General features: G+C 63.4%; 22 protein-coding genes. 11 read left to right on the top strand and 11 right to left on the bottom strand.

Annotation, left to right across the window (positions count from 1 at the left end):
- Nucleotides 1-22 precede the first annotated feature (22 nt).
- Nucleotides 23-1096, top strand: coding sequence for a hypothetical protein (locus tag KU306_RS02815; protein ID WP_258302810.1), 1074 nt, complete (start codon nucleotides 23-25; stop codon nucleotides 1094-1096).
- A 66-nt stretch (nucleotides 1097-1162) separates the two neighbouring features.
- Nucleotides 1163-1456, top strand: a complete 294-nt coding sequence (yciH, locus tag KU306_RS02810) for a stress response translation initiation inhibitor YciH (RefSeq protein ID WP_007541796.1) — start codon at nucleotides 1163-1165, stop codon at nucleotides 1454-1456.
- A gap of 84 nt (nucleotides 1457-1540) precedes the next feature.
- On the opposite strand, the gene KU306_RS02805 is transcribed toward yciH, so the two are convergent.
- The 8 genes from KU306_RS02805 to KU306_RS02770 form a co-directional block, all read right to left on the bottom strand.
- Nucleotides 1541-1867, bottom strand: coding sequence for a rhodanese-like domain-containing protein (locus KU306_RS02805; protein ID WP_074793122.1), 327 nt, complete (start codon nucleotides 1865-1867; stop codon nucleotides 1541-1543).
- A 3-nt stretch (nucleotides 1868-1870) separates the two neighbouring features.
- Nucleotides 1871-2464, bottom strand: a complete 594-nt coding sequence (locus tag KU306_RS02800) for an NUDIX hydrolase (RefSeq protein WP_258302809.1) — start codon at nucleotides 2462-2464, stop codon at nucleotides 1871-1873.
- 84 nt (nucleotides 2465-2548) lie between these two features.
- Entirely contained in the window at nucleotides 2549-3004 is a 456-nt protein-coding gene (locus KU306_RS02795) for a DUF5809 family protein (protein WP_007541801.1), read from the bottom strand.
- A gap of 24 nt (nucleotides 3005-3028) precedes the next feature.
- Nucleotides 3029-3571, bottom strand: a complete 543-nt coding sequence (locus KU306_RS02790) for a DUF5810 domain-containing protein (RefSeq protein WP_258302808.1) — start codon at nucleotides 3569-3571, stop codon at nucleotides 3029-3031.
- A gap of 165 nt (nucleotides 3572-3736) precedes the next feature.
- On the bottom strand, nucleotides 3737-4108 hold the full coding sequence (locus KU306_RS02785) for a HalOD1 output domain-containing protein (protein ID WP_007541805.1): 372 nt from the start codon (nucleotides 4106-4108) through the stop codon (nucleotides 3737-3739).
- A gap of 182 nt (nucleotides 4109-4290) precedes the next feature.
- Nucleotides 4291-7542 (bottom strand): GAF domain-containing protein, encoded by a 3252-nt coding sequence (locus KU306_RS02780; protein WP_258303418.1) that lies wholly within the window; start codon nucleotides 7540-7542, stop codon nucleotides 4291-4293.
- Nucleotides 7543-7617: 75 nt separating this feature from the next.
- Complete coding sequence (gene rimI, locus KU306_RS02775; RefSeq protein ID WP_007541809.1) at nucleotides 7618-8106, bottom strand: ribosomal protein S18-alanine N-acetyltransferase; 489 nt, start codon at nucleotides 8104-8106, stop codon at nucleotides 7618-7620.
- Between the two features lie 120 nt (nucleotides 8107-8226).
- A complete protein-coding gene (locus tag KU306_RS02770) occupies nucleotides 8227-10194 on the bottom strand; it encodes an aconitate hydratase (RefSeq protein WP_258302807.1) in 1968 nt (655 codons plus the stop codon).
- Nucleotides 10195-10425: 231 nt separating this feature from the next.
- Here KU306_RS02770 and KU306_RS02765 point away from each other — a divergent pair, with 231 nt between their 5' ends.
- From KU306_RS02765 to KU306_RS02740, 6 genes are all read left to right on the top strand, one after another.
- Nucleotides 10426-10917 (top strand): deoxyuridine 5'-triphosphate nucleotidohydrolase, encoded by a 492-nt coding sequence (locus KU306_RS02765; RefSeq protein ID WP_258302806.1) that lies wholly within the window; start codon nucleotides 10426-10428, stop codon nucleotides 10915-10917.
- A gap of 336 nt (nucleotides 10918-11253) precedes the next feature.
- Nucleotides 11254-12492 carry a proteasome-activating nucleotidase Pan2 gene (gene pan2, locus KU306_RS02760; RefSeq protein WP_008326551.1) on the top strand — a complete coding sequence of 413 codons (1239 nt, stop codon included), beginning with the start codon at nucleotides 11254-11256 and terminating at the stop codon, nucleotides 12490-12492.
- 195 nt (nucleotides 12493-12687) lie between these two features.
- Complete coding sequence (locus KU306_RS02755) at nucleotides 12688-13161, top strand: pyruvoyl-dependent arginine decarboxylase (RefSeq protein WP_007541817.1); 474 nt, start codon at nucleotides 12688-12690, stop codon at nucleotides 13159-13161.
- An 83-nt stretch (nucleotides 13162-13244) separates the two neighbouring features.
- A complete protein-coding gene (locus KU306_RS02750) occupies nucleotides 13245-14174 on the top strand; it encodes a sensor histidine kinase (protein ID WP_258302805.1) in 930 nt (309 codons plus the stop codon).
- Nucleotides 14175-14241: 67 nt separating this feature from the next.
- Nucleotides 14242-14625, top strand: coding sequence for a DUF5811 family protein (locus KU306_RS02745; protein ID WP_007541821.1), 384 nt, complete (start codon nucleotides 14242-14244; stop codon nucleotides 14623-14625).
- A 125-nt stretch (nucleotides 14626-14750) separates the two neighbouring features.
- Nucleotides 14751-14912, top strand: coding sequence for a hypothetical protein (locus KU306_RS02740; protein WP_007541823.1), 162 nt, complete (start codon nucleotides 14751-14753; stop codon nucleotides 14910-14912).
- Nucleotides 14913-14925: 13 nt separating this feature from the next.
- On the opposite strand, the gene KU306_RS02735 is transcribed toward KU306_RS02740, so the two are convergent.
- A complete protein-coding gene (locus KU306_RS02735) occupies nucleotides 14926-15270 on the bottom strand; it encodes a DUF8015 family protein (protein WP_007541825.1) in 345 nt (114 codons plus the stop codon).
- A gap of 104 nt (nucleotides 15271-15374) precedes the next feature.
- Nucleotides 15375-17177, bottom strand: a complete 1803-nt coding sequence (gene infB, locus KU306_RS02730) for a translation initiation factor IF-2 (RefSeq protein WP_258302804.1) — start codon at nucleotides 17175-17177, stop codon at nucleotides 15375-15377.
- Nucleotides 17178-17404: 227 nt separating this feature from the next.
- Here infB and KU306_RS02725 point away from each other — a divergent pair, with 227 nt between their 5' ends.
- On the top strand, nucleotides 17405-17650 hold the full coding sequence (locus tag KU306_RS02725) for a PRC-barrel domain-containing protein (RefSeq protein ID WP_007541830.1): 246 nt from the start codon (nucleotides 17405-17407) through the stop codon (nucleotides 17648-17650).
- Nucleotides 17651-17654: 4 nt separating this feature from the next.
- The gene (locus tag KU306_RS02720; RefSeq protein ID WP_007541832.1) at nucleotides 17655-18113 is read left to right on the top strand and encodes an NOB1 family endonuclease; all 459 of its coding nucleotides are present in this window, start codon (nucleotides 17655-17657) and stop codon (nucleotides 18111-18113) included.
- A 146-nt stretch (nucleotides 18114-18259) separates the two neighbouring features.
- On the opposite strand, the gene KU306_RS02715 is transcribed toward KU306_RS02720, so the two are convergent.
- Nucleotides 18260-18997 (bottom strand): CPBP family intramembrane glutamic endopeptidase, encoded by a 738-nt coding sequence (locus KU306_RS02715; protein ID WP_258302803.1) that lies wholly within the window; start codon nucleotides 18995-18997, stop codon nucleotides 18260-18262.
- A 144-nt stretch (nucleotides 18998-19141) separates the two neighbouring features.
- On the opposite strand from KU306_RS02715, the gene KU306_RS02710 reads away from it, so the two are divergent.
- Entirely contained in the window at nucleotides 19142-20161 is a 1020-nt protein-coding gene (locus KU306_RS02710; protein ID WP_258302802.1) for a DHH family phosphoesterase, read from the top strand.
- Nucleotides 20162-20216: the final 55 nt, after the last annotated feature.

Genomic DNA, 20216 nt, shown 5'->3' with positions numbered 1-20216 from the left:
ATGTGGGACGAAGGTGGGTGTAATGAGCCGACGATTTGCTGTGCTCGTCGTTGCTGCGGTGCTGATTGTGAGTGCGAGCGCACCGCTCGCGCTCGCGTCTTCTGCAAGCGTGAGCCACAACAGTGCCGCCGTGACCGACGAGGCTGTTGCCTCGGCCGCCCAAGACGGGTCGGAAAACGAGACGACACCTAACGAGACGGCAGCCGACACCGAGACTGCACAAAACGAGACGAACGACGGCGAGTTCGTTCCGCCGGGACAACGGCTCGCGGGCGTCATCGGTGTCCAGGGCTCCGAAACCGACGGTGTCATCGAGCGCCGGGCGTTCGAGACGCGGCTGTCGAACGCGAATTCGAACGCTTCGAAAGCCGGCGTCGTCGCCGACCAGGTCGAGACGGTCCGCGAGCGACTGACGGAACTCGAACAGCGCCGCGACCGACTCGAAGCGCGGCACGAAAACGGGTCGATTCCGGAGGGTCGCTACCGCGTGCAGATAACCCGCGTCGTCGCCGACATCGAGCAAGCGAAGTCCATCCTGAATCAGACGGCCGACGCCGCGGCGACGATTCCGGAGGAAGACCTCAAGGATACGGGCGTGAACACGACGGAACTCGACAGACTCCGTGACAACGCCAGCGAACTCACCGGCCCCGAAGTGGCCGAAATCGCGCGGAACCTCACTGGCGACAACCCCGGTAAGGGACTCGAACGAGCCGAGAAAAACCGCAAGAACGGCGACCGTGGGAAAGCTAACGGAGACGGTGCCGGCAATGGCTCCGATGCAGGCGACGGAGACGGTGCTGGCAACGGCGCGGGTGCGTCTGACAGGAACTCTAGCAGCGACGACGCCAACCCCGGACAGGGCGAGAAAGCGGGAGACAAGTCGAATTCGAGTTCTGGAAACGGACAGGACAACGCGCCAGACACGCCGCCAGGACAGGACAAACAGGCGAAAGACGCAGAGACTGGCGGGTCGGCCAGTGACGACGGGTCGTCGACGAGCGAAGACGGCGATTCGACCACTGACGACGACTCGCCAGATGGGTCCGCGACAGACGACACTGAGACGACCACCGACGACGGTTCGGCCACCTGATTTCTGCGACCGTGACAGTGGCTCCCGATACTGTTTAATATCCCCATCCTGTAATTCCACACTGTAATGTCGGAAGTCTGCTCGACGTGCGGGCTCCCTGAAGAGCTCTGCGTCTGTGAGGACGTCGCTAAAGAGTCTCAGGAGATCGTCATCCGCATCGACGAGCGTCGCTACGGAAAAGAGGTTACAGTCATCGAGGGATTCGACCCCAAGGACGTCGACATGGATAGCCTGTCGTCGGACTTGAAGTCGAAATTTGCCTGCGGTGGGACGGTGGAAGACGATTCCATCGAACTCCAAGGCAACCACCGCGGCCGCGTGGAGGACTTCCTCCGCGGAAAGGGATTCAACGTCGCGTGACTGTACTCTAACCACGCCCGTCGTCGAGTACTTTTCAGAAAGTTACCATCGAAGAGCGGCCGCGCCGGTCTACGGCGGAGGTAGCTAGTCGTCTGCGTCTGATTCGAGCGGGCCGTCCCACGCGTCGAGTCCGCCAGCCATGCTCTCGATTGTCGCGTCGTTCGTCCCCTCGTAGGCGGACAGCAGTCTGACCGCTTGGAGACTCGCCTCTCCTCGCGGGCAGACCGTGACGATATGGTCGGCCTCCGAGAGTCGGTCGAGATGCGAGTAGAGGTCCGAAAGCGGGACGTTCAGGCTACCGGGGATGTGCTTCAGCGCGAACTCGGGCGGTGTGCTCACGTCCACGACGAGCGGCGGGTCGTCGCTGTCGAGGCGCTCAGCCACCTCTTCGGGTGAGATTTCGCTGTCCACCGCCTACAGCACCCCCTTTTCGCGCGCGAGAAGGATTCCTTCCATGGTCGCGTCGTTCGTCGGCGCTTCGAGCGCGCGGTCGAGTGCGTCCTCGACCGGAACGGCGTGGACCGACAGGAACTCGTTTTCGTCGAGGTCGCGCTCGACGGGGGTGAGTCCCTCGGCGAAGACGAATCCGCGGCGGTGTCGGAGGACGCCGGTCGAACACCACACGTCGCCGAGAAGGGAGGCGGAGTCGGCAGCGAACCCGGTCTCTTCGCGGAGTTCGCGGACGGCGGCGTCGCTGAAGGACTCGCCGTTCTCGACGATACCCGCGGGGAGTTCGAGTTGCGTCTGTCGAACCGTCGGGCGGTACTGCTCGACGAACACGACCTGGTCGTTCGCGACCGCGACGACGACGACCGCAGTCGCCAGTTCTGCCCAGTAGTACTGCTTCGTCGTTCCGTTCGGCTGTTCGACGAGGTCGTAGCCGCCGGTGTACCAGCCGGTCTCGTACTCGGTTTTCGACTCTAATACCGTCCACTCGGGGTCGGGAATCGGTTCGTGGCGGCGGCCGTCGTCGGGGCGTCGGTTGTCTTGGGAACCGTCGTCGGTCATTGGTCTTCGTGGGTCGCCGACGGACTTGTAGCCGACGGGACGCTGTCAGTTCTCGGTCGAATCAGTTCGGAGTTCTCGGGCGACTCAATCTTCAGCCGAATCGACGGCGGCCGACTCCTCGCCGAGAATCGCGTCGCGGTAGACGCGACCGAAGGCGTTGCGCCGAAGCGTGCTCACGGCGGCGTCGCGCTCTTCTTGGAAGGTCGTGGCGACGACCTGCTCGGCGAACGGAATCGCGTGCCACGCGACGCGCTCGACGTCGGGGTTGCCCAGTTCGACGACCTCGTACGCCGCGTTGTCGGCGCGCCAGTCGTCGAACTCCTCGCGCGAGCCGACGTGCACCGCGAGCGACTCGGCGAAGAGCGCGTTTCGGACCGTCTCGATGACGTCTCCCGTGACGCGGTCGCGGTACTCCTCGCGGTCGAAGTCCATCGCTTTCGCCGTCTCTCTGACGACGACCTGTGCGGTCGGGCCGACGCGGTCGAATTCCCGCTCGGCTTCGTCCAGTGTCTCGGGGGAGATGGTCCCGTGGGTCTCCATCAGCCCCTGGTTTGGGTGCCGGACTTACGACTCTTTCTCGTCGGGAGCGTCGTCGCCAGCGGAACCTGCGGCGTCGTCGCCAGTGGAGGCTGTCGCGTCGTCGCCGTCAGACGCTGCGGCTCCGTCCCCATCGTCTTCACCGGTGCGCATCTGTTCGGTCATGGCTTTGGCCTCCTCGAAAATCCGTGCCGCGTCGCCCGTGAGGTTCGGCCCGCCACCGCCGCCGCCGAACTGCTGTCTGCCACGGTCGTGACTGTGTGTGTGGTCATGGTCGTGCGCGTGGTCGTGACCGGCCATGTGCTCGTGACCGTGGTCGTCGAAGGGCGACGGTCTCGACCCGCTGCGGTCGACGGTGTCTTCGAACACTTCGTCGAACTCGCGTTCTTCGGCTTCGTCGGCGACGAGTGGCCCGAGTGTGTCGGGGTTCATCGATTCCCACGAGGGTTCGTGTTCGTCGAGCCACGTCTCGTGGTCGTCACCGTGGACGATGGCCTGTAACGCGAGGTGGTTCGCGAGATGTGTCTCGTCACGTTGTGGCGCGTCGCAGACCGGACAGGCGTATCCCATGCCCACCGGTAGTGCGTGAACGTACCAAAATGCGTCGTCGTCCGTCAGGGTGAGAAGGGAGTCGCGGCCATTGTGCGTGGTGTGGGCGCACAGATTGCCGACGGGCCGCGATTTGGTGGTTGGAGTGTGTGGTTGTGGTGGTGATGGTGATACCGATTGGCGATGCTACGCTGCAGGCGTGACGATAACCGTTCCGTCGGCCCAGATGGTCACGTCACAGGATGCGTACCGAAACCGGACTCGTCCGCGTGATGGCGACTGCGTCTCACGGCTAGTTGCTGCCTCTGACGTAGTTGCTGCCTCTGACATCGATGCCACGGCCGGCGAGTGAAAAAGCCGGCCGAGAGCATCGGGGTTTACTACGTCCGTGAGTGGAGGAAGGTCGAGTGCGTCGACGGCTATCGCTTCGGCTGTGGCTGTTACGACAGTCACAGCCAGCGTATCTTGCCCGTTCCAGTCGTGCCGTGCGACGACTTCGTCAGTTGTGCCCGTATTCCATCCCTCGTCGCTGCCCTGTATCACGCGTGCCTCGTCCATGGTTCGATTCGCGTCGGCGTCTCGCCGACAGATGGCCTAATGCGGGTGTGGGATATATCGTTCCCTGCTATCTGGCTAGTACTGGTTCAACCTCGCACTCTAGGTACCTAGAGTCGAAGGTGAGAACCACGTGGTACACTGGGATGTAATTGGTATTTTATAGACGAATCCACTGTGTGCGCTCAGTCGAACAACTCGTCGACCAGTTTTCGCTCCGCAGCGCGGAGGTGGTACTGGAAGGTCGGCGCGCTGATGTCGAGTGCCTCGGCGAGCCCTTCCGCGGTACTCTGGCGTGGCCATTCGTAGAACCCGGCGAGATACGCCGCCCGAATCGCCTCGTACTGGCGGTCGGTCCACTCGTCGCGCATCATCGTGGTGAACGTCGCCGGCGACTCGGCTTGTTTCGTCTTCGTCCGCCGAGACAGCAGTGTGGTTCCGGGGTAGTCGGTGGCTATCGCCTCGACGAACGACCGAACGTGAATCCGTTCCGGTACGTCTACCGTCACCGTCGTCTGTGTGCCGTCCGACCGGAGTTCTCGAAGCTCCGCCTCAGAAGCGTACAGCGTCTCGAAGAGCGCTTCCCGCGGGAGACGGAGTTCGAACAGACCACCGTCTTCGTCCGCAGAGAGCAAGCGAACGTTCGTCGCGACGTTTGTTCCGGCAGCGACCATCCCCCCGTGGTCCGCGTCGGCGGTGACGAACGCGACGAGCGAGCCGTCAGACTGGGGGAGAAGTCCAGTGAGTGTCACCTCGGAGTCGATGCGGTTTGCGAGGCGAGTGAGAGACAGGCGGTCACTGCCGAGTTTGACCTCTACTTCGACCCGACGGTCTGCCAACATTGCTCCCGCACGCCCCGTGGACGCGACAGCGTGGGCGACAGTGTCTCCTAACTCTTCGAGCAGGAGTCGGTCACTGTCGACGAACGCGTCGGTCGTGGCTCCGTGGACGACGAACAGCGCCTCGACTCGTTCGTCCGCGACAGCGGGAATCACGGCGAGCGAGCGGAACCCGTAGGTGAGCGCGTCGCCGCGGTGACTCCCCCAAGCGTCGTCGTCGAGGACGTCGTCGACCCGCTGCATCGACTTCGTCTCTATCGCCCGTTCGAGCAGTCCAGAGAGCGGTTCGACGTTCGCAATCTCGCCGAGTCTGTCAGCGTAGGCGGTGTCGGCACTGTGGACTGCATCCGGTTGCGGTTCGAACTCGTCACCAACCTCGTGGGGTTCGAGGTGCCAGACGACCGCGTACTGGTCGGCGCCTGCGAGGTGTTCGCCGACTGCGGCGAGCGCGTCACGACGGGTGGGTGCTTTGATGAGCGACTGATTGACGTTTCGGATGGTCGTGTTTATCTGGTCGAGTTCTCTGAGCGTCTCGTTCTGTTCGGCGAGTCGCTGGTCGCGCTCACGCAACTTCTCTTCGGCCCGGATTCGTTCGAGCAACTCTTCGACGGTCGCCGTGAGTAAGCTCACGAGTTCCACGTCCACGTCGGTCGGTGCGACAGTTCCCTGGTGGCCAGTGACGAGAATTCCGTGGCGGCCGAGCGGGGCTGCGATGACGCGCTCGACGCCGTCGACGACCCCGCCGTCGGGGGCGACTTCGACTACGCGCACGTCACCGTCGACGAAGGCGTCCCACACGCCGCCCTGATTGATGCCGTCGCCCAGTGGTTTGTCGCCGAGGCCCGTCCCCGCTTCGCCGACTCTCGTGAGCCTCGTTTGCTCGTCGTCGAAGACGAACAGTTCGGTACGGGCGTCGCCGAGTACTTCGTCGCAAGCCCTGACTGCTGCTTCGAGGACTGCACCGCGGTCCGGAGCCGTCATCATCTCTCGCGTCCGCTCGTGTAACGTCGCGAGCAGTCGCTCGTAGCGGTACCGAGCCGTCACGTCACGAAGGACGCCCACAGAGCCAATCGCTGTGCCGTCGACGACGAGCGGCGTCCGGTGGTCTTCGACGCGGACGGTCGAGCCGTTCTGCGCCGGCAGTTCGAATTCGACCGTCTCACCGGACGACGAAGCGAAGCCGGTCGCTTCTCGCTCCGTCAGGCCGAGTTCGTCGGCGAGTTGACTGGCTGACACCCCGATGACGGCGTCGCTTTCCAGGCCCGTGAGTCGCTCGAACGCCGGGTTGACGGCCGTAAACCGGCCGTCGTCGTCTAAGGCGTACACCGCGTCGCCGACGGTTTCGAGCATGCGGGCGTACTGTTCGACCTTCGCTTTCCGCTCTCGTTGTTCGGTGATGACGGTGAAGTACACCGACAGCCCCGTCTCGGATGGATAGGCTCTGACTGCGTACCACGTCTCCGTGTTTTCGGAGTACGCCTCGAACTCTCTCGGTTCCTGCGTCCGCATCGCCGCCTCGAACTCCGGTTGGAACGACGAGGACTCCGGAACGAGGTCTCGAAGCGGCCGACCGATGAGGTCTATCGTCGGTTCGTCCATCACGTCTTTGGCCCGCGCGTTGACGTAGGTCAACCGCCAGTCCGTGTCGAACGCGATAACCCCCTCGCCGACGCGGTCTAACACTTCTGTCAGAACGTTTTTGAGTTCGTGGCGGTCGATTGCAGCGCCGACGATAGCTGCGATGTTTTCCAAGAAGTGGATGTCGTCGTCGGAGAACTGTCCGGGGGCGGTCGCGTGGACGCACAGCACTCCCCACCGGTCCGCATCGACGCCGATTGGGACGCTCATCCCGCTTTCGACACCGCGCGGAACAACGTCCTCCACGGGGTCGAATCGCTCGTCCGAGGCGAAGCTATCGACGACGACTGACCGACCGCGGCGGAACGTCTCCGAGACGAGCGTTCCTTCGGTGTCGTCGAGGACTGTCTCGACGGATTCCGTGGCTGTCTTTGCTTCCTCTGTTTCTCCCTCTGACGCCGCAGCGACACTGAACTGCTGTTGCTCTTCGACGTGTTCCAGTACCAGCACAGACTCCGCGCCGAGCACTTCGCCGACACGACTCACGAGGAGTTCGAACACGCCGTGGAGGTCCAGCGTCGTGAGGGCGAGCGTGCCCACTTGGGAGACGACCTGCTGTTGGGTGAGGCGAGTCCGATTCGACCGCTCGACGCGGTAGTCGGCGATTGCCTGTTCGACGCGGAATCCAAGCCACGCCATCGTCTCCGGGTCGTCAGTTCGATAGATGTAATCGGTCGCACCCGTGTCGATAGCGTCGGACACGCGGTCCTGGTCGTCGCTCGCGACGATGACTGGGATACCGCGGTCGATTCGGCGAATCTCGCGAAGCAGTTGGAGGCCCCCGCCGCTCGCGAGAGGAGTCGTCAAGACGACGCAGTAAATCTCGTCTTGACTCGCGTCGAACTCCGTGCGCGCTGTTTCGGTATCCGTGGCGTGGCACACCGAGAGGTCCTCGGTGCGCGTCCCGAGCGACGATTCGAGCGTTTGGACGAACTCGCTGTCGTCGCTAACACAGAGCACGGTTGCGGACGGTGACACAGTCGATGTACGACGCAATCTATGTTAAGGTATACCATAGAACAGGTTGCGGTACTCTCACCCGGACTTCCACTCGTCGAGGTCGAGGACCATGATGTAGGCGTCTTCGCCGTTCGAGTAGTAGCCGGGATTCCGTCGAGCGGCCTGAAAGCCGACGCTTCGGTAGAGGTCGAGCGCCGGTTCGTTCGAGACGCGAACTTCGAGTTTGACGACGGCCGCACCCGCCATCACGAGCCTCGTCAGCGCGCTGACCAGCAGGTGCCGTCCGAGACCCCGTCCACGTGCCTCGGGACGAACCGCGAGGTCCTTGACGTGGCCGATGTCGTTGCCGTGATTCGGCATCACGTCCGCGACGACGTAGCCGAGGACCTCGTTGCCGCGGGCAGCGACGAGAAACGCGGGTTCGTCGACGAACAGTTCGAACGCCGAGTACGGCCACGGCTCGTCGAAACACGTGCGCTCGATACGGAGCACGTCGAGTAAGTCGGCGCGGTCGGCCCGCCGGACGACTACGTCGTCGAGGCGAGCGTCGTCGAAACCCGTCACGCGCGCCGCTACGTGGTGGGCATGCAAAAACACGCGGGCTCGCCTTCGACAGCAGGGCTCGCCTCGGCGACAACGCCGTCGCTCGGCGGTCGAAAAATGTGAGAAGTGTTGGGTGTGGCGTTAGTCGTCCGCGGGGGCAGCGCCGCCTTCGGCCTGCTGCTTCGTGAGGGGCAGCTTGCCACCGGCAGCGAGGATACGGCGCTCACGCTCGGAAGCGTTGAGCTGCGCCGTCGCCTCCCAGTCGTCGTTCACGCGGATGGTGAACTCCTTCTGACCGGATTCGACTGCGGCGGCCACGTCGTCGACGATTTCGACGTCGTCGCCCTGTTCGATCTTCGCGTAGGTCTCCTCGTCGATGGCGAGGGGGACGATACCGAAGTTGAACAGGTTCGCCTTGTGGATGCGAGCGAACGACTGCGCGAGAACGGCCTCGATGCCGAGGTACATCGGACACATCGCGGCGTGCTCACGCGAGGACCCCTGACCGTAGTTCTCGCCAGCGACGAGGACGCCGGTACCGGCTTCCTTGGCGCGCTGGGCGAACGTCTCGTCGACACGCGAGAGCGTGAAGTCCGAGAGGCGCTCGATGTTCGAGCGGAACTTGAGGATGTCGGACGTCGCCGGAATGATGTGGTCCGTCGTGATGTTGTCCTCCATCTTCAGGAGCGTCTCACCGGAGATGTCGGCACCGAGCGGGTCCTGAAGTGGGACTTCGCCGATGTTCGGGCCCTTGATGAGTTCGTCGTCGATGGCGTCTTCGGCGTAGATGAGGTCCGTCTTGGAGCCGTCGTACTCGTCGGGGAGTTCGACGCCGGGCGATTCGAGGTCGCCGAGTTTGTCGGCGAGGTCGCGTGGGTCGATGATTTCGCCTTCGAGTGCCGCGGCGGCGGCGACCTGCGGCGAGCAGAGGTAGACGTTGTCGTCCTCGATACCGGAGCGACCCTCGAAGTTGCGGTTGAAGGTACGCAGAGAGATAGAGTCGGAGGCGGGCACGTGGCCGATACCGATACACGGACCACAGGTCGCCTCGGAGACGTTGACGCCGGCGGCCATCATCTCGGCCGTCCAGCCTTCGCGGGCCAGAATCTCACCGGCCTGCTTCGAACCGGGTGCGACAATCATTTCGAGGTGCTTTGCGACTTCGCGGCCTTCGAACATCTTCGCGGCCGGGAGGATGTCCTCGTAGCCACCGTTCGTACAGGAACCGACGAGGACCTGCTCGACCTTCTTGCCAGCGACTTCGCGGACAGGAACGACCTTGTCCGGCATCGACGGGCAGGCGATGAGCGGTTCGAGGTCCGAGAGGTCGATGACGATTTCGTCGGCGTATTCCGCGTCGTCGTCGGCCGTCAGCTCGACGTACTCGTCGCCGCGGCCCTGGCGTTCGAGGTAGTCTTTGGTCTTTTCGTCCGTCTCGAAGATGGACGAGGTCGCGCCGAGTTCCGTCCCCATGTTGGTGATGGTCGTGCGCTCGGGCACGCTGAGCGACTCGGCACCGGGACCGGTGTACTCGAACACCTTGCCGACGCCGCCCTTGACGGTCTCGCGTCGGAGCATCTCGAGGATGACGTCCTTCGCGGAGGACCATTCGGGGAGTTCGCCTTCGAGGCGGACGTTGACGACTTCCGGCATCTCGACGTAGTACGCGCCGCCACCCATGGCGACGGCGATGTCGAGGCCACCGGCACCGATTGCGAGCTGACCGAGGCCACCGGGCGTCGGCGTGTGCGAGTCGGAGCCGAGGAGCGTCTTGCCGGGTGCGGCGAAGTTCTCCTTGTGGACGTTGTGGCAAATACCGTTGCCGGGGCGGGAGAAGTGGGCACCGTATGTCCCAGCCGCGGAACGGAGGAAGCGGTGGTCGTCCGTGTTCTTGAAGTCGAACTGGTAGGTCTGGTGGTCACAGTACTGGGCAGCGAGCTCGGTCTGTGCCTCGTCGAGCTCGAGTGCCTCGAACTGCAGCCAGACCATGGTCCCAGTCGTGTCCTGCATCAGAACCTGGTCGATTTCGATTCCAATCTCCTCTCCGGGGGTGAGGTCCCCCTCGACGAGATGGTCCGATAGAATCTTTTCCGTGAGCGTCTGTCCCATAACAGGCGAATGTCGATGGGCCTCGAATATAAATCCCGCGTACTTCCCTATCTTCGAACGTGAAGGATACCGCAGTCTGACGGTTTCTACCGTCTAAGGACGATTAAACTCCTTGGTGGTTGCCCCATGCCACTTGTCATCAGACAGGTGGTGGTGACAGGTTTCATCGACGCTCCGGCCTGAGCGGTCGTCTCGACTGGGTCGCCGAAGTTCGGCATCGTTTTAGACGCCGTGGACTCGCATTCGAGTATGTACCGCGCCGGTTCATTCGTCGCACAGCACATCACGCCCGTCTCCGAGGACCAGGTCCAACCGAACGGCGTCGATTTGACGCTCGAAGCCCTTCTCGAACAGGTCGAACCCGGGCGTATCGGCCGCGAGGGCAAGACCATTGGCGAGCGTCGCGCGCTCGACGTCACCGACCCCGAGACAGAGGCCTACCACCTCGAATCGGGTGGGTACGTCCTTCAGTACGCCGAGACGGTCCACATCCCCGAGGGCCACGTCGGCTACATCTACCCCCGGTCGTCGCTGATGCGGAACTCTTGTATGCTGAACACGGCCGTCTGGGACGCCGGATACGAAGGGAAAGGCGAGGGACTGCTACAGGTCCACCACCCAGTCGAACTCGAACGCGGCGCGCGCGTCGCCCAAATCGTTCTCGCCGAGGCAACCCACGACGACACCTACGACGGGAGCTATCAGGGCGAGCGAACCGAGTAGCGTTCGACACGGGCCCGCAATTTCGACGACACCCTATCGGTGTGCCAGACCAACCGTCTCGTTTCCCCGACGTTCCGTAGAATGACGAATTCGTTTCAAGTTCGCGTGCCACGTACCTACCAGTGCGGAGGGGAGACGTCCGGGCCGAGCGAGGGGCGACCTGTGGACTACCCGCCTCCGCGTTTTCCTCCCTGTTTCGATGCACATCGACCGACGGGACCGTGCTCAACCACGATTCGTTCGCTCCCGACGCCGTCTGCGACCCAAATTTCCAAACACACATTCTCCGACCCAAAGGCACATTTACGCACGAGTCTAATTTCCCCCCACTAACCGATGTCACGGAGTCCATCTCTCCCAGAACGTCCTCATCTCGATCTGGACCCCGACATGTCGGAAGCAGAACGTCTCTCTGCGCTCCGGCAGCATTTCGAACGGATGGTCGAGGTCAACCGCGAACTCGACGAGCGCCTCCAGGCCGTCGACGAGAAGCGGGCCGAACTGGTCGACGAAGTCGAACAGATAAAAGCACGTAACGACGCGCTGAAGACCGCCTCGTACTACATCGCCACGGTCGAAGAGGTGACCGACGACGGCGTCGTCATCAAACAGCACGGCAACAACCAGGAGGTGTTGACCGACCTCGCGCCGAACCTCACGTACGAGGACCTCGAACCCGGCGACCGCGTCGCCATCAACGACTCGTTTGCCATCCAGACCATTCTGGACGACGAGACGGACGCCCGCGCGCAGGCGATGGAAGTCGTGGACTCGCCGACCGTCTGCTACGACGACATCGGCGGCATCGACGAGCAGGTCCGGGAAGTCCGCGAAGCGGTCGAACAACCGCTCGAAAACCCCGAGATGTTCGAGAAGGTCGGCATCGACCCGCCGTCGGGCGTTCTCCTCTACGGGCCGCCGGGCACCGGGAAGACAATGCTCGCGAAGGCCGTCGCCAACGAGACCAACGCCTCGTTCATCAAGATGGCCGGGTCCGAACTCGTCCAGAAGTTCATCGGCGAGGGCGCTCGCCTCGTCCGCGACCTGTTCAAACTCGCCGCCGAGCGCGAACCAGTAATCATCTTCATCGACGAAATCGACGCCGTTGCATCCAAGCGCACCGACTCGAAGACCTCCGGCGACGCCGAGGTCCAGCGGACCATGATGCAACTGCTCTCGGAGATGGACGGCTTCGACGACCGCGGCGAGATTCGCATCATCGCGGCGACCAACCGCTTCGACATGCTGGACGAGGCGATTCTCCGTCCCGGTCGGTTCGACCGCCTCATCGAAGTTCCCAAGCCCGACGTCGAAGGTCGCCGTCGCATCCTCGACATCCACACGCGCGACATGAACGTCGCCGACGGCGTGGACTTCGACGCCCTCGCCGAGGAACTGGACGACTACTCCGGTGCCGACGTCGCCTCGCTCGCCACCGAGGCGGGCATGTTCGCTATCCGCGACGAGCGAACCGAAGTGACGGAAGCCGACTTCCACGCGGCCCACGAGAAACTCGAAGAAGTCGAAGAGTCCGGCACTGGTCCCATCTCCGGATTCACCGACTACCAGTACTGAGCAGACCCGAACTGGTGCCTTCGATACGGAGTCAGAACTAATTCGGGCGTCCGATACGGAGTCGGCACCAAATCGGAGTCGAACTACGGAGCCGTCTCCGACTTCGGCACCCAGTATTGAGACCATCCCGGCTTTACTTCCGATTTGTCCGTTCGCATCCGTAACCCCCTTTTTAGCTGGCGCGTTCGTTCAGACATGAGCATCATCCGCGTCGTCCGCGGGGTCGGTACGGCCCCGACGGAGATGGCGTCCTACGACGCCGCCCTCGCCGCCGCCAATATTCACAACTACAACCTCGTCGCCGTCTCGTCTGTCGTTCCCGCGGACGCGACGGTCGAAGAAGTCGACGTCGCGCCCGACCTCGGTCCGGCAGGTAACCGCTTGACGGTCGTCGAAGCCCGCGAGACGACATCCACGCCCGGTGAGACGGTCGTCGCCGGCCTCGGGTGGGCGACTGGGTCCGGTCCCGGTCTGTTCTACGAGGCCTCGGGAACCGACGAAGACGCCGTCCACACAGCCGTCATCGAGGGTCTCGATGCCGGTCGCGGGCTTCGAGAGTGGGAGTTCGACGACGAACAGGTCGCGCTCACTGCGGCGGAACACGAGGGCGACGGCTACACGACCGTCGTCACGGTTGCGGCGTACGGCGATAGCGAATCTATCTTCTGAGGCGTCACCACCGCCGAGACCCCCCTGTTCCTGTCTGACGTGTGACCGACGCACTAATCAGGGGTGGTGACAATCCACTGCTGATGAAGGGGGAGGAAGCGTTCGACTACTCACCCGGGCGAATCGCGGCGGTCTACGCTGTCTTCGGGTTCGTCTGGGTCTTCGTGAGCGACTACTTCGTCGAACACCTTCCGAACCACGCGCTCCTCCAGACCTCGAAGGGATTGGTGTTTGTCGCTCTCTCTGCGGGACTCGTGTACGTCCTCGTCAATCGCAGTCACACCGAACTCGCCGAGACGACCGCCCGCCTCGAAACGACGCTGACGCAGACGAGCGTCCTGCATCGAGTCCTTCGGCACGACATCCGAAACGCCTGCACGGCGATTTTGGGGTACACGGAACTCGTCGAACCGCGCTCGGACGCCCCTGACGACATCGACCCCGTGGTGTCGATTCAGGCGCGCGCACAACGGCTCGTCGAAGTGAGCGACGAGGTATCGCTGCTTCGCTCGGTCGAAAAAGCGGAGGGAATCGAGGTCGAAATCGACCTCGTTCGCGCCGTCACCGACGCGGTCGAAGACACGAAGCTCGAACATCCGGACGCGGCGGTGTCTGTCGATATTCCACCGGCGGTCGTCGTCGAAGCACACCCGGCATTGCCGCGAGGAATCGCCGAACTCCTCGACAACGCCGCCGTCCACGGTAACGACGACCCAGCCATCGAGATTTCAGTGACGCGGACCGGCGAGGAAGTCTGTGTTACCGTCGCCGACGACGGTCCCGGAATCCCGAAAGTCGAGCGCGACGCCATCATCAACGGGGCTGAGACGCCGCTAACGCACACGACCGGCATCGGGTTGTGGCTCGTCTGGGCCGCGGTCGAGGCCTCAGGTGGCTCGCTCGACGTCGAGACGCGCTCGCCTCACGGGACTGTCGTCTCTATTTCCATCCCGACAACGGCTGACGAGTCGGCTGTGGGACTCGGGACGATACCGACCGCGTGGTCTCTTTGACCAGTGGTACCCCGACTCATGGATGACGACGGGTTTTTACACGTCCTCCCCGTAGCCATGACGACTGATGAACGGGAACAACCCATATGCGGGCGCTCCCGGCGTCCCTGGTGCCGGCCGGACGTCTGATGCTGTCGAACTGACCCCGGAGCAGATGGATTCGCTCCGGCGGGCTGTCGCCGGCATCGTCTCACGCACCGAGTCGTATCTCCCCGAGGGGTTCGCCGTCGGGTCCGAACTCTCGACGACCACCGGGGGGCCGATGGCCACGGTGGCCGTTCACCCGCCTATCGGCCACCCGGTCAGCGCTGGCTTCTCTCCCGACACTGAGGACCTCGACACCGGTCTCACCGACGAGGACCGCGACGAGGTCGCCCGGGGTCTCGCCGCGAGCGCCGCCTTTCAGGTGATGAGCGCCGTCGGCGACGACATGACCCCGGCGGCTCGATAACGGCCGTCTCTCACTGTTTCGACCTGCGTCCGTCTTCCGACACACGTCCGAGACTACTCTGTCGGTCGCTCTTTACTCGTCGGAATCGCAACAACTCACTTCACCCGGAAGCGCGTAGGTGACGTATGGACCCACTCAAGCAATACCCAGACGAGATTGGGCCGACCGCGATTATTCTCATCGGGTTGATTCTGGTCATCATCCCCGAACCCGCAACATCGGCCTTCGGCGTCGGGTTGATGTTGTTCGGCGCGGCCTACTGGGTTTGGGAGTGGAACCGACCGTGAGGAAGACTGCCCGTTAGATACCGCGGTAGCGACGCCCCGCCGTCGTGGGTTCGTCTCTGTCCGATTCGCGTGTCGCGTCGAGGCCCACGTTGTTGGCGTCGAGACTCACATTGTTGGCGTCGAGACTGACATCGGGAGTGGACGACCGCACCGCGTCGGTCGGTGCGGCGACGAACAGCCCATAGGCGAGGACGAGCGCTGAGACGAACCCTCCTGCACCGGTCGTCAATGAGAGTGGTTGGCCGGTCAATGCCCCCACGGTGACTCCCAGGAAGAGCGGAACCGGGAGCGCCGCGAGGATGACGTCGTAGCGTGTCTCTGAGACGATGCTGTCGCTATGGGATGTTCGTTTGCGCATGATTCCACCTCACTGTACCCTATTGGATAATAGAACAAATTTGTTACGGCGCCGGCGGGCGATTCGGGGTGGTTTTGGGGCGGTCGGTCGGCTTCGAGCGAGCCCTATTTCCCCCAGAAGGGGTCACGCCGCCGATGCTTGTCGAGGTAGCCCGAAAGCGCCTCCAGTTCGTCCACCGGGATGTCGTCGCGGAGTTCCTGTTCGAGAATCTTCGCGTGCTTCTCGGGGACTTCGATCCAGAGTTCGTCGCCCTCGTCGATTTGGCGGCCGACGGTCGGGCCGTCGATGGCGACGCTGACGCGGGAGCCGGCACGGGCGCTCGATACGTCCTCGCCCTGTTCTTGAATCCCGGAGAGTTGGCCGACCCGGTTCGGCTCGCCGTCTTCCCACTTGACGACGTTCATGTTGTTCTTGATGGTCCCGGACATGATTTCGACGCCGACGACGGCGGGGTTGTTCTGCCGGAAGACGTGATCTTCGAGGATGCGGAAGCGACACGGCCGGACGATTTTGTCGAGAATCGTCTCCTGCTGTGCGCGCTTCATCTCGTCGACGTACTCCTCGTACTCCTCGATGAGTTGGTAGATGACGTCGTCGTCGAAGAGTTTCACGTCGCTCGTGTCGAGTTCGTCCTGCGCGTTCGAGAGCACGTCCACGTTGAATCCGAGGATGACTTCGTGCTCGGGTTCGCGGGCGGTCGAAGCGACGGCCACGTCACGCGGGGCGATGTCGCCGACTTCGGCGCGGAGGATGGGCACTTCGGCCTCTTGGAGGGCGTTCGCCATGGCTTCGAGGCTGCCGAGTGTGTCGGCCTTGACGACGACGCCCTCCTCTTCGGTCGTGACTTCGATGTCGGCGAGTTCCGCTTCGACTTCGCGGATGACCTCGTCCACGTCGCGGTCGCCGACGACGCGCACCGGCGCGCCGGCCATCGCGTCTTCGAGGTCCGGGGCGGCAATCTTGACACCGGCCGCGGCACCGACTTCGTCCACCTTGTCGAAGCGCTTCTCGGTGCGAATCTCGGCGTTCGGCCGGGGTTGCAGCAGGGCGCGAACTTCCGTCACGATGGGTTCGTTTGCCCCGCCGACGACGATGGTATCGCCCGCGTGGATGGTCCCGTCGTAAAGGACGACGTCGAGCGTGGCACCGAAGCCGCGTTCTTCCTTGACTTCGAGGACGGTCCCGTAGCCGGGACCGGCCACGTCGATGGCCATCTCGTCTTTCATGTAGCGCTGCGAGAGACCCATGAGGACGCCGAGGAGGTCCGGAATCCCCTCGCCGGTCATCGCGGAGACGGGGACGACGCCGATGTTCTTCTGGAAGTTCTGGACGCGCCAGTAGAAGTCCGACGAGAAGCCTCTGTCGGAGAGTTGGCCGATGAGTTCGTAGAGGCTCTCGTCGAGTTTGGATTTCGCGCGAGAGGATTGGGACTCCAGCGACTTCTGGATTGGTTCACCCTGTTGTGGGTTCCACCCGGGTGTCGTGTCGACCTTGTTGGCGGCCACGATGAACGGTGTCCCCGTTCGTTTGAGGATGTCGATGGCCTCCTCGGTCTGTGGTTGGAACCCGTCGTTCACGTCGACGACGAGGATGGCGATGTCGGCCAGCGCGCCCCCGCGGGAGCGGAGGGTGCTGAACGAGTGGTGCCCCGGCGTGTCGATGAAGAGCAGTCCCGGCAGGTCGAAGTCGTCGGGGTTGACCAGGCTACCGGCCATCTGCGAGACCGTGTCTAACGGGACCGCGGTCGCGCCGATGTGCTGGGTGATAGCACCGGCTTCCCCCTCGCTCACGGCCGACCCGCGAACCTTGTCGAGGAGACTGGTCTTCCCGTGGTCGACGTGGCCCAGGACCGCCACGATGGGTGTGCGAAGCGTATCGGATTGTGACGTCGAATCAGTATCGGACATGGAGAATCGCCCCGGAGAAAGTTCCTTACGGGAATCGAGTCGGTGACTCAAGTTAAGTCCATCGTCACGCACGCCCGTAAACCATGCTGCGTGAGAGCACAGAACGTCACCGAGGACCGCAGACGGAGCCTCGTTCCCCCGATTGTTCGACAATACGGAGATTCCCCGTCGGTCACTCGTCAGACGCCCCCGTGGCGTTTATGTGAGGGGACGAGGTAGGTCCGTGCATGGCCGACATACTCGCCGAGAACCTCTCTGGAAAGGCCGTCATGGGGTCTGATGGGACGGAACTCGGGATGCTGTACAACATTACGATGAATCTCAAGTCGGGTGAGCTACACAACTTACTCGTCGAGCCGAACGAGCAAATCGCGCCGAGCCGCGTCGGATTCGACCGCGACGACCACGGTCGGTTCCTCATTCCGGTCAACCGCGTGCAGGCTGTGAAAGATTACATCGTCGTCCAACGCTAGGCAGATGCGAATTCTCGACACGTCTGCGTTCATTCACGAGTATCACACCGACGACGAGACGGCTTCTATCCCGCTCGTCAAAGAAGAACTCACCGGCGAGCACGCCTTCCGATTCGACGCGCTCGAAGGTGCGGGCATGTACGTCCACATCCCCGGACAGGGCACCGTCGACAAGGTCCTCCGCGCCGGCGGCGAAACCGGCGACAAGGGCGTTCTCTCCGAAACCGACGCGCGCCTCATCGCCGCCGCGTTCGAACTCGACGCCATCCTCGTCACCGACGACTACGCGATGCAGAACGTCGCCGAACATCTCGGCGTCGAAGTCGAAGTCATCGCACAGGACGGCATCGCAGAGCAGCGCGACTGGAAGTTCCAGTGTCAGGGCTGTGGCCGCGAGTTCGACGAAGACAAAGAGCGCTGCCCAATCTGTGGGATGGGCCTCTCGCGCAAGAACCCGGCGTAAGACGGCGCGAGCGTTTTTCCTTCGAACTCAGCACCTACCGGGAGCCGGGCGTCTAGGCCGACGCCGACTCGGATTCGGTCCCTCGAACGGCTCTCGAACAACCCTCGAACAGCTCTCGAACAACCCTCGAACAGCCCGCAACCGAACTACACCAACCCGGTCGTCTGCGCGTAACTCACGACGAACTGCACTGCGTTGAACAGGCCGTGGACGACGGCCGCGACGGCGAGGTTGCCGCTTTTCTCGTAAATCGCCGCGAGGACGCCGCCGAGGACGAACACCATCCCGAGTGAGACGAGCGCGCCCGCCCCCGTGAAGGACCACACGTGAATCGAAGCGAAGACGGCGCTCGACAGCACGATGGCCGGAAGCGGCCCCCAGAGCCGCCGGAGTTCACCGAAGACGACGCCGCGGAAGATGAGTTCTTCCGCCGGACCGACGAGGACGATGGTGACGACGGTCAGATAGAGGAAGTACATCGGATTCTGCGCGCCCTGCTGGGCGATGACGCTGTCGCCACTCTGGACGTTGAGGGCGCTCATGAGCGCCGACCCACCGAGATAGACGCCGAAGAGCGCGACGAGACCACCGGCAATCCACAGGAGGTCGCGTTTCGACGGCGATTCGAGTCGGATGAGTTCCCAATCGTCGCGGGCGGCGAGATAGCCGAGGCCGACAGCGCTGAAGCCGACGAAAGTGCCAGCGCTCTGGAGTGCTTCGAGAAGCGGGTCCGAGGAGTCGAGAAATCCGCTGGCGAGTCCGTGCGCGACGGACCCGAAGACCGCGCCGACGATGAGGGTGAGGGCGACGACGATGATGATGCCCCCGTACGCCTGCAGGTGGTCGGCCGGGGTCGCCGACGAGCGGGCGGTATCGTGTGCCATTGGAACCCCTTGGTAAGCGCGTCAGATAACCGGTTCGGCTCTGTGCGCCGAGCGCACGGTCGCCGTCCGCTCGACAGCGGCGTCGATTGGTATTTGGTCTCACTGGTCACACAACCTAACACGCTCGGCGTCCAATATACACAGATGAGCGCGGCACGACAGCTCTCGGACCTCCTCGCGACCGGCAGTGAGTTGTATATCGTCTGCCACAACAACCCTGACCCGGACTGTCTCGCCAGCGCGCTCGCGCTGGGTCGAATCGCGGTGGCCGCGGGTATCGAAGAGACCCACATCTTCTACAACGGCGAGATATCTCACCAGCAGAATCGCGCGTTCGTCAACCTCCTCGACGTCGACCTCAGAAAGCTCGACCCGGAGACGGTGACCGACCGGCCACCAGAGTCGTTGCTCGCGTTCGTCGACCACTCGACGCCCGGTGCCAACAACCGGGTTCCGGTGGGAACGCCACTGGATATCGTCATCGACCATCACCCCGCAGACGACGTCGAGGCCCGGTTCGTCGACCACCGCGAAGCGGCCGGCTCTGCGGCGACGATTCTCACGGAGTATCTCCGCGAACTCGACGTCGAGGTCAGCGAGCGCCTCGCAACGGCGCTCATGTTTGCAATCCGCCGCGAGACGCTCAACTTCCTCCGAGGAGTCACCCGCGCCGAGTACGAAGCGGCGGCGTACCTCCACGACGCCGTCGATACCGAGTTAATCCGCCGGTTGTCGTCGCCGTCGGTCACCGGGGCGACCCTCGACGCCATCGCGATGGCCATCGAAAACCGGACGATTCGACGCGCCGTGCTCGTCTCGAACGTCGGGCGGACCACAGAACGGGATTCGCTTCCGCAGGCGGCCGATTACCTCGCAACCTTGGAGGGCGTCGAGACGGCTATCGTCTTCGGCATCATCCGCGACGCGATTCACCTTAGCGCGCGGTCTCCAGATCCGCGTGTTCACGTGGGAAGCGCGCTCAAGACAGCTTTCGAGGACGTCGGAAGCGCCGGCGGACACCACGATGTCGCGGGCGGGGAAATCCCACTCGGCATCTTCGCCGACTACACGAGCGACGACGCGACGCTGGTCGACATCGTCGAATCGGTCGTCACGACGCGACTCTTCGACGCGCTCGACCTCGACGGCGATTCGGAAGGGTAGTCCCCGACCGTACCTGCCGAGCGGTTCGTCCTACCCGCCGAGCGGTTCGTCCTAC

It is taken from the genome of Haloferax larsenii, from assembly GCF_024730625.1.
Lineage (GTDB): Archaea > Halobacteriota > Halobacteria > Halobacteriales > Haloferacaceae > Haloferax > Haloferax larsenii.
Note: the sequence above shows the minus strand (reverse complement) of the source record. Positions and strands in the feature narration are given on the sequence as shown.

Bases quoted from the DNA above. Each gene is read 5' to 3' on its own strand.
- KU306_RS02795 (WP_007541801.1), bottom strand. From the start codon at position 3,004: ATGGAGACCCACGGGACCATCTCCCCCGAGACACTGGACGAAGCCGAG.
- KU306_RS02815 (WP_258302810.1), top strand. From the start codon at position 23: ATGAGCCGACGATTTGCTGTGCTCGTCGTTGCTGCGGTGCTGATTGTG.
- KU306_RS02770 (WP_258302807.1), bottom strand. From the start codon at position 10,194: ATGGGACAGACGCTCACGGAAAAGATTCTATCGGACCATCTCGTCGAG.
- KU306_RS02740 (WP_007541823.1), top strand. From the start codon at position 14,751: ATGGACCCACTCAAGCAATACCCAGACGAGATTGGGCCGACCGCGATT.
- KU306_RS02725 (WP_007541830.1), top strand. From the start codon at position 17,405: ATGGCCGACATACTCGCCGAGAACCTCTCTGGAAAGGCCGTCATGGGG.
- KU306_RS02720 (WP_007541832.1), top strand. From the start codon at position 17,655: ATGCGAATTCTCGACACGTCTGCGTTCATTCACGAGTATCACACCGAC.
- pan2 (WP_008326551.1), top strand. From the start codon at position 11,254: ATGTCACGGAGTCCATCTCTCCCAGAACGTCCTCATCTCGATCTGGAC.
- KU306_RS02750 (WP_258302805.1), top strand. From the start codon at position 13,245: ATGAAGGGGGAGGAAGCGTTCGACTACTCACCCGGGCGAATCGCGGCG.
- infB (WP_258302804.1), bottom strand. From the start codon at position 17,177: ATGTCCGATACTGATTCGACGTCACAATCCGATACGCTTCGCACACCC.
- KU306_RS02715 (WP_258302803.1), bottom strand. From the start codon at position 18,997: ATGGCACACGATACCGCCCGCTCGTCGGCGACCCCGGCCGACCACCTG.
- KU306_RS02755 (WP_007541817.1), top strand. From the start codon at position 12,688: ATGAGCATCATCCGCGTCGTCCGCGGGGTCGGTACGGCCCCGACGGAG.
- yciH (WP_007541796.1), top strand. From the start codon at position 1,163: ATGTCGGAAGTCTGCTCGACGTGCGGGCTCCCTGAAGAGCTCTGCGTC.
- KU306_RS02735 (WP_007541825.1), bottom strand. From the start codon at position 15,270: ATGCGCAAACGAACATCCCATAGCGACAGCATCGTCTCAGAGACACGC.
- KU306_RS02745 (WP_007541821.1), top strand. From the start codon at position 14,242: ATGAACGGGAACAACCCATATGCGGGCGCTCCCGGCGTCCCTGGTGCC.
- KU306_RS02800 (WP_258302809.1), bottom strand. From the start codon at position 2,464: ATGACCGACGACGGTTCCCAAGACAACCGACGCCCCGACGACGGCCGC.
- KU306_RS02710 (WP_258302802.1), top strand. From the start codon at position 19,142: ATGAGCGCGGCACGACAGCTCTCGGACCTCCTCGCGACCGGCAGTGAG.
- KU306_RS02785 (WP_007541805.1), bottom strand. From the start codon at position 4,108: ATGGACGAGGCACGCGTGATACAGGGCAGCGACGAGGGATGGAATACG.
- KU306_RS02790 (WP_258302808.1), bottom strand. From the start codon at position 3,571: ATGGGATACGCCTGTCCGGTCTGCGACGCGCCACAACGTGACGAGACA.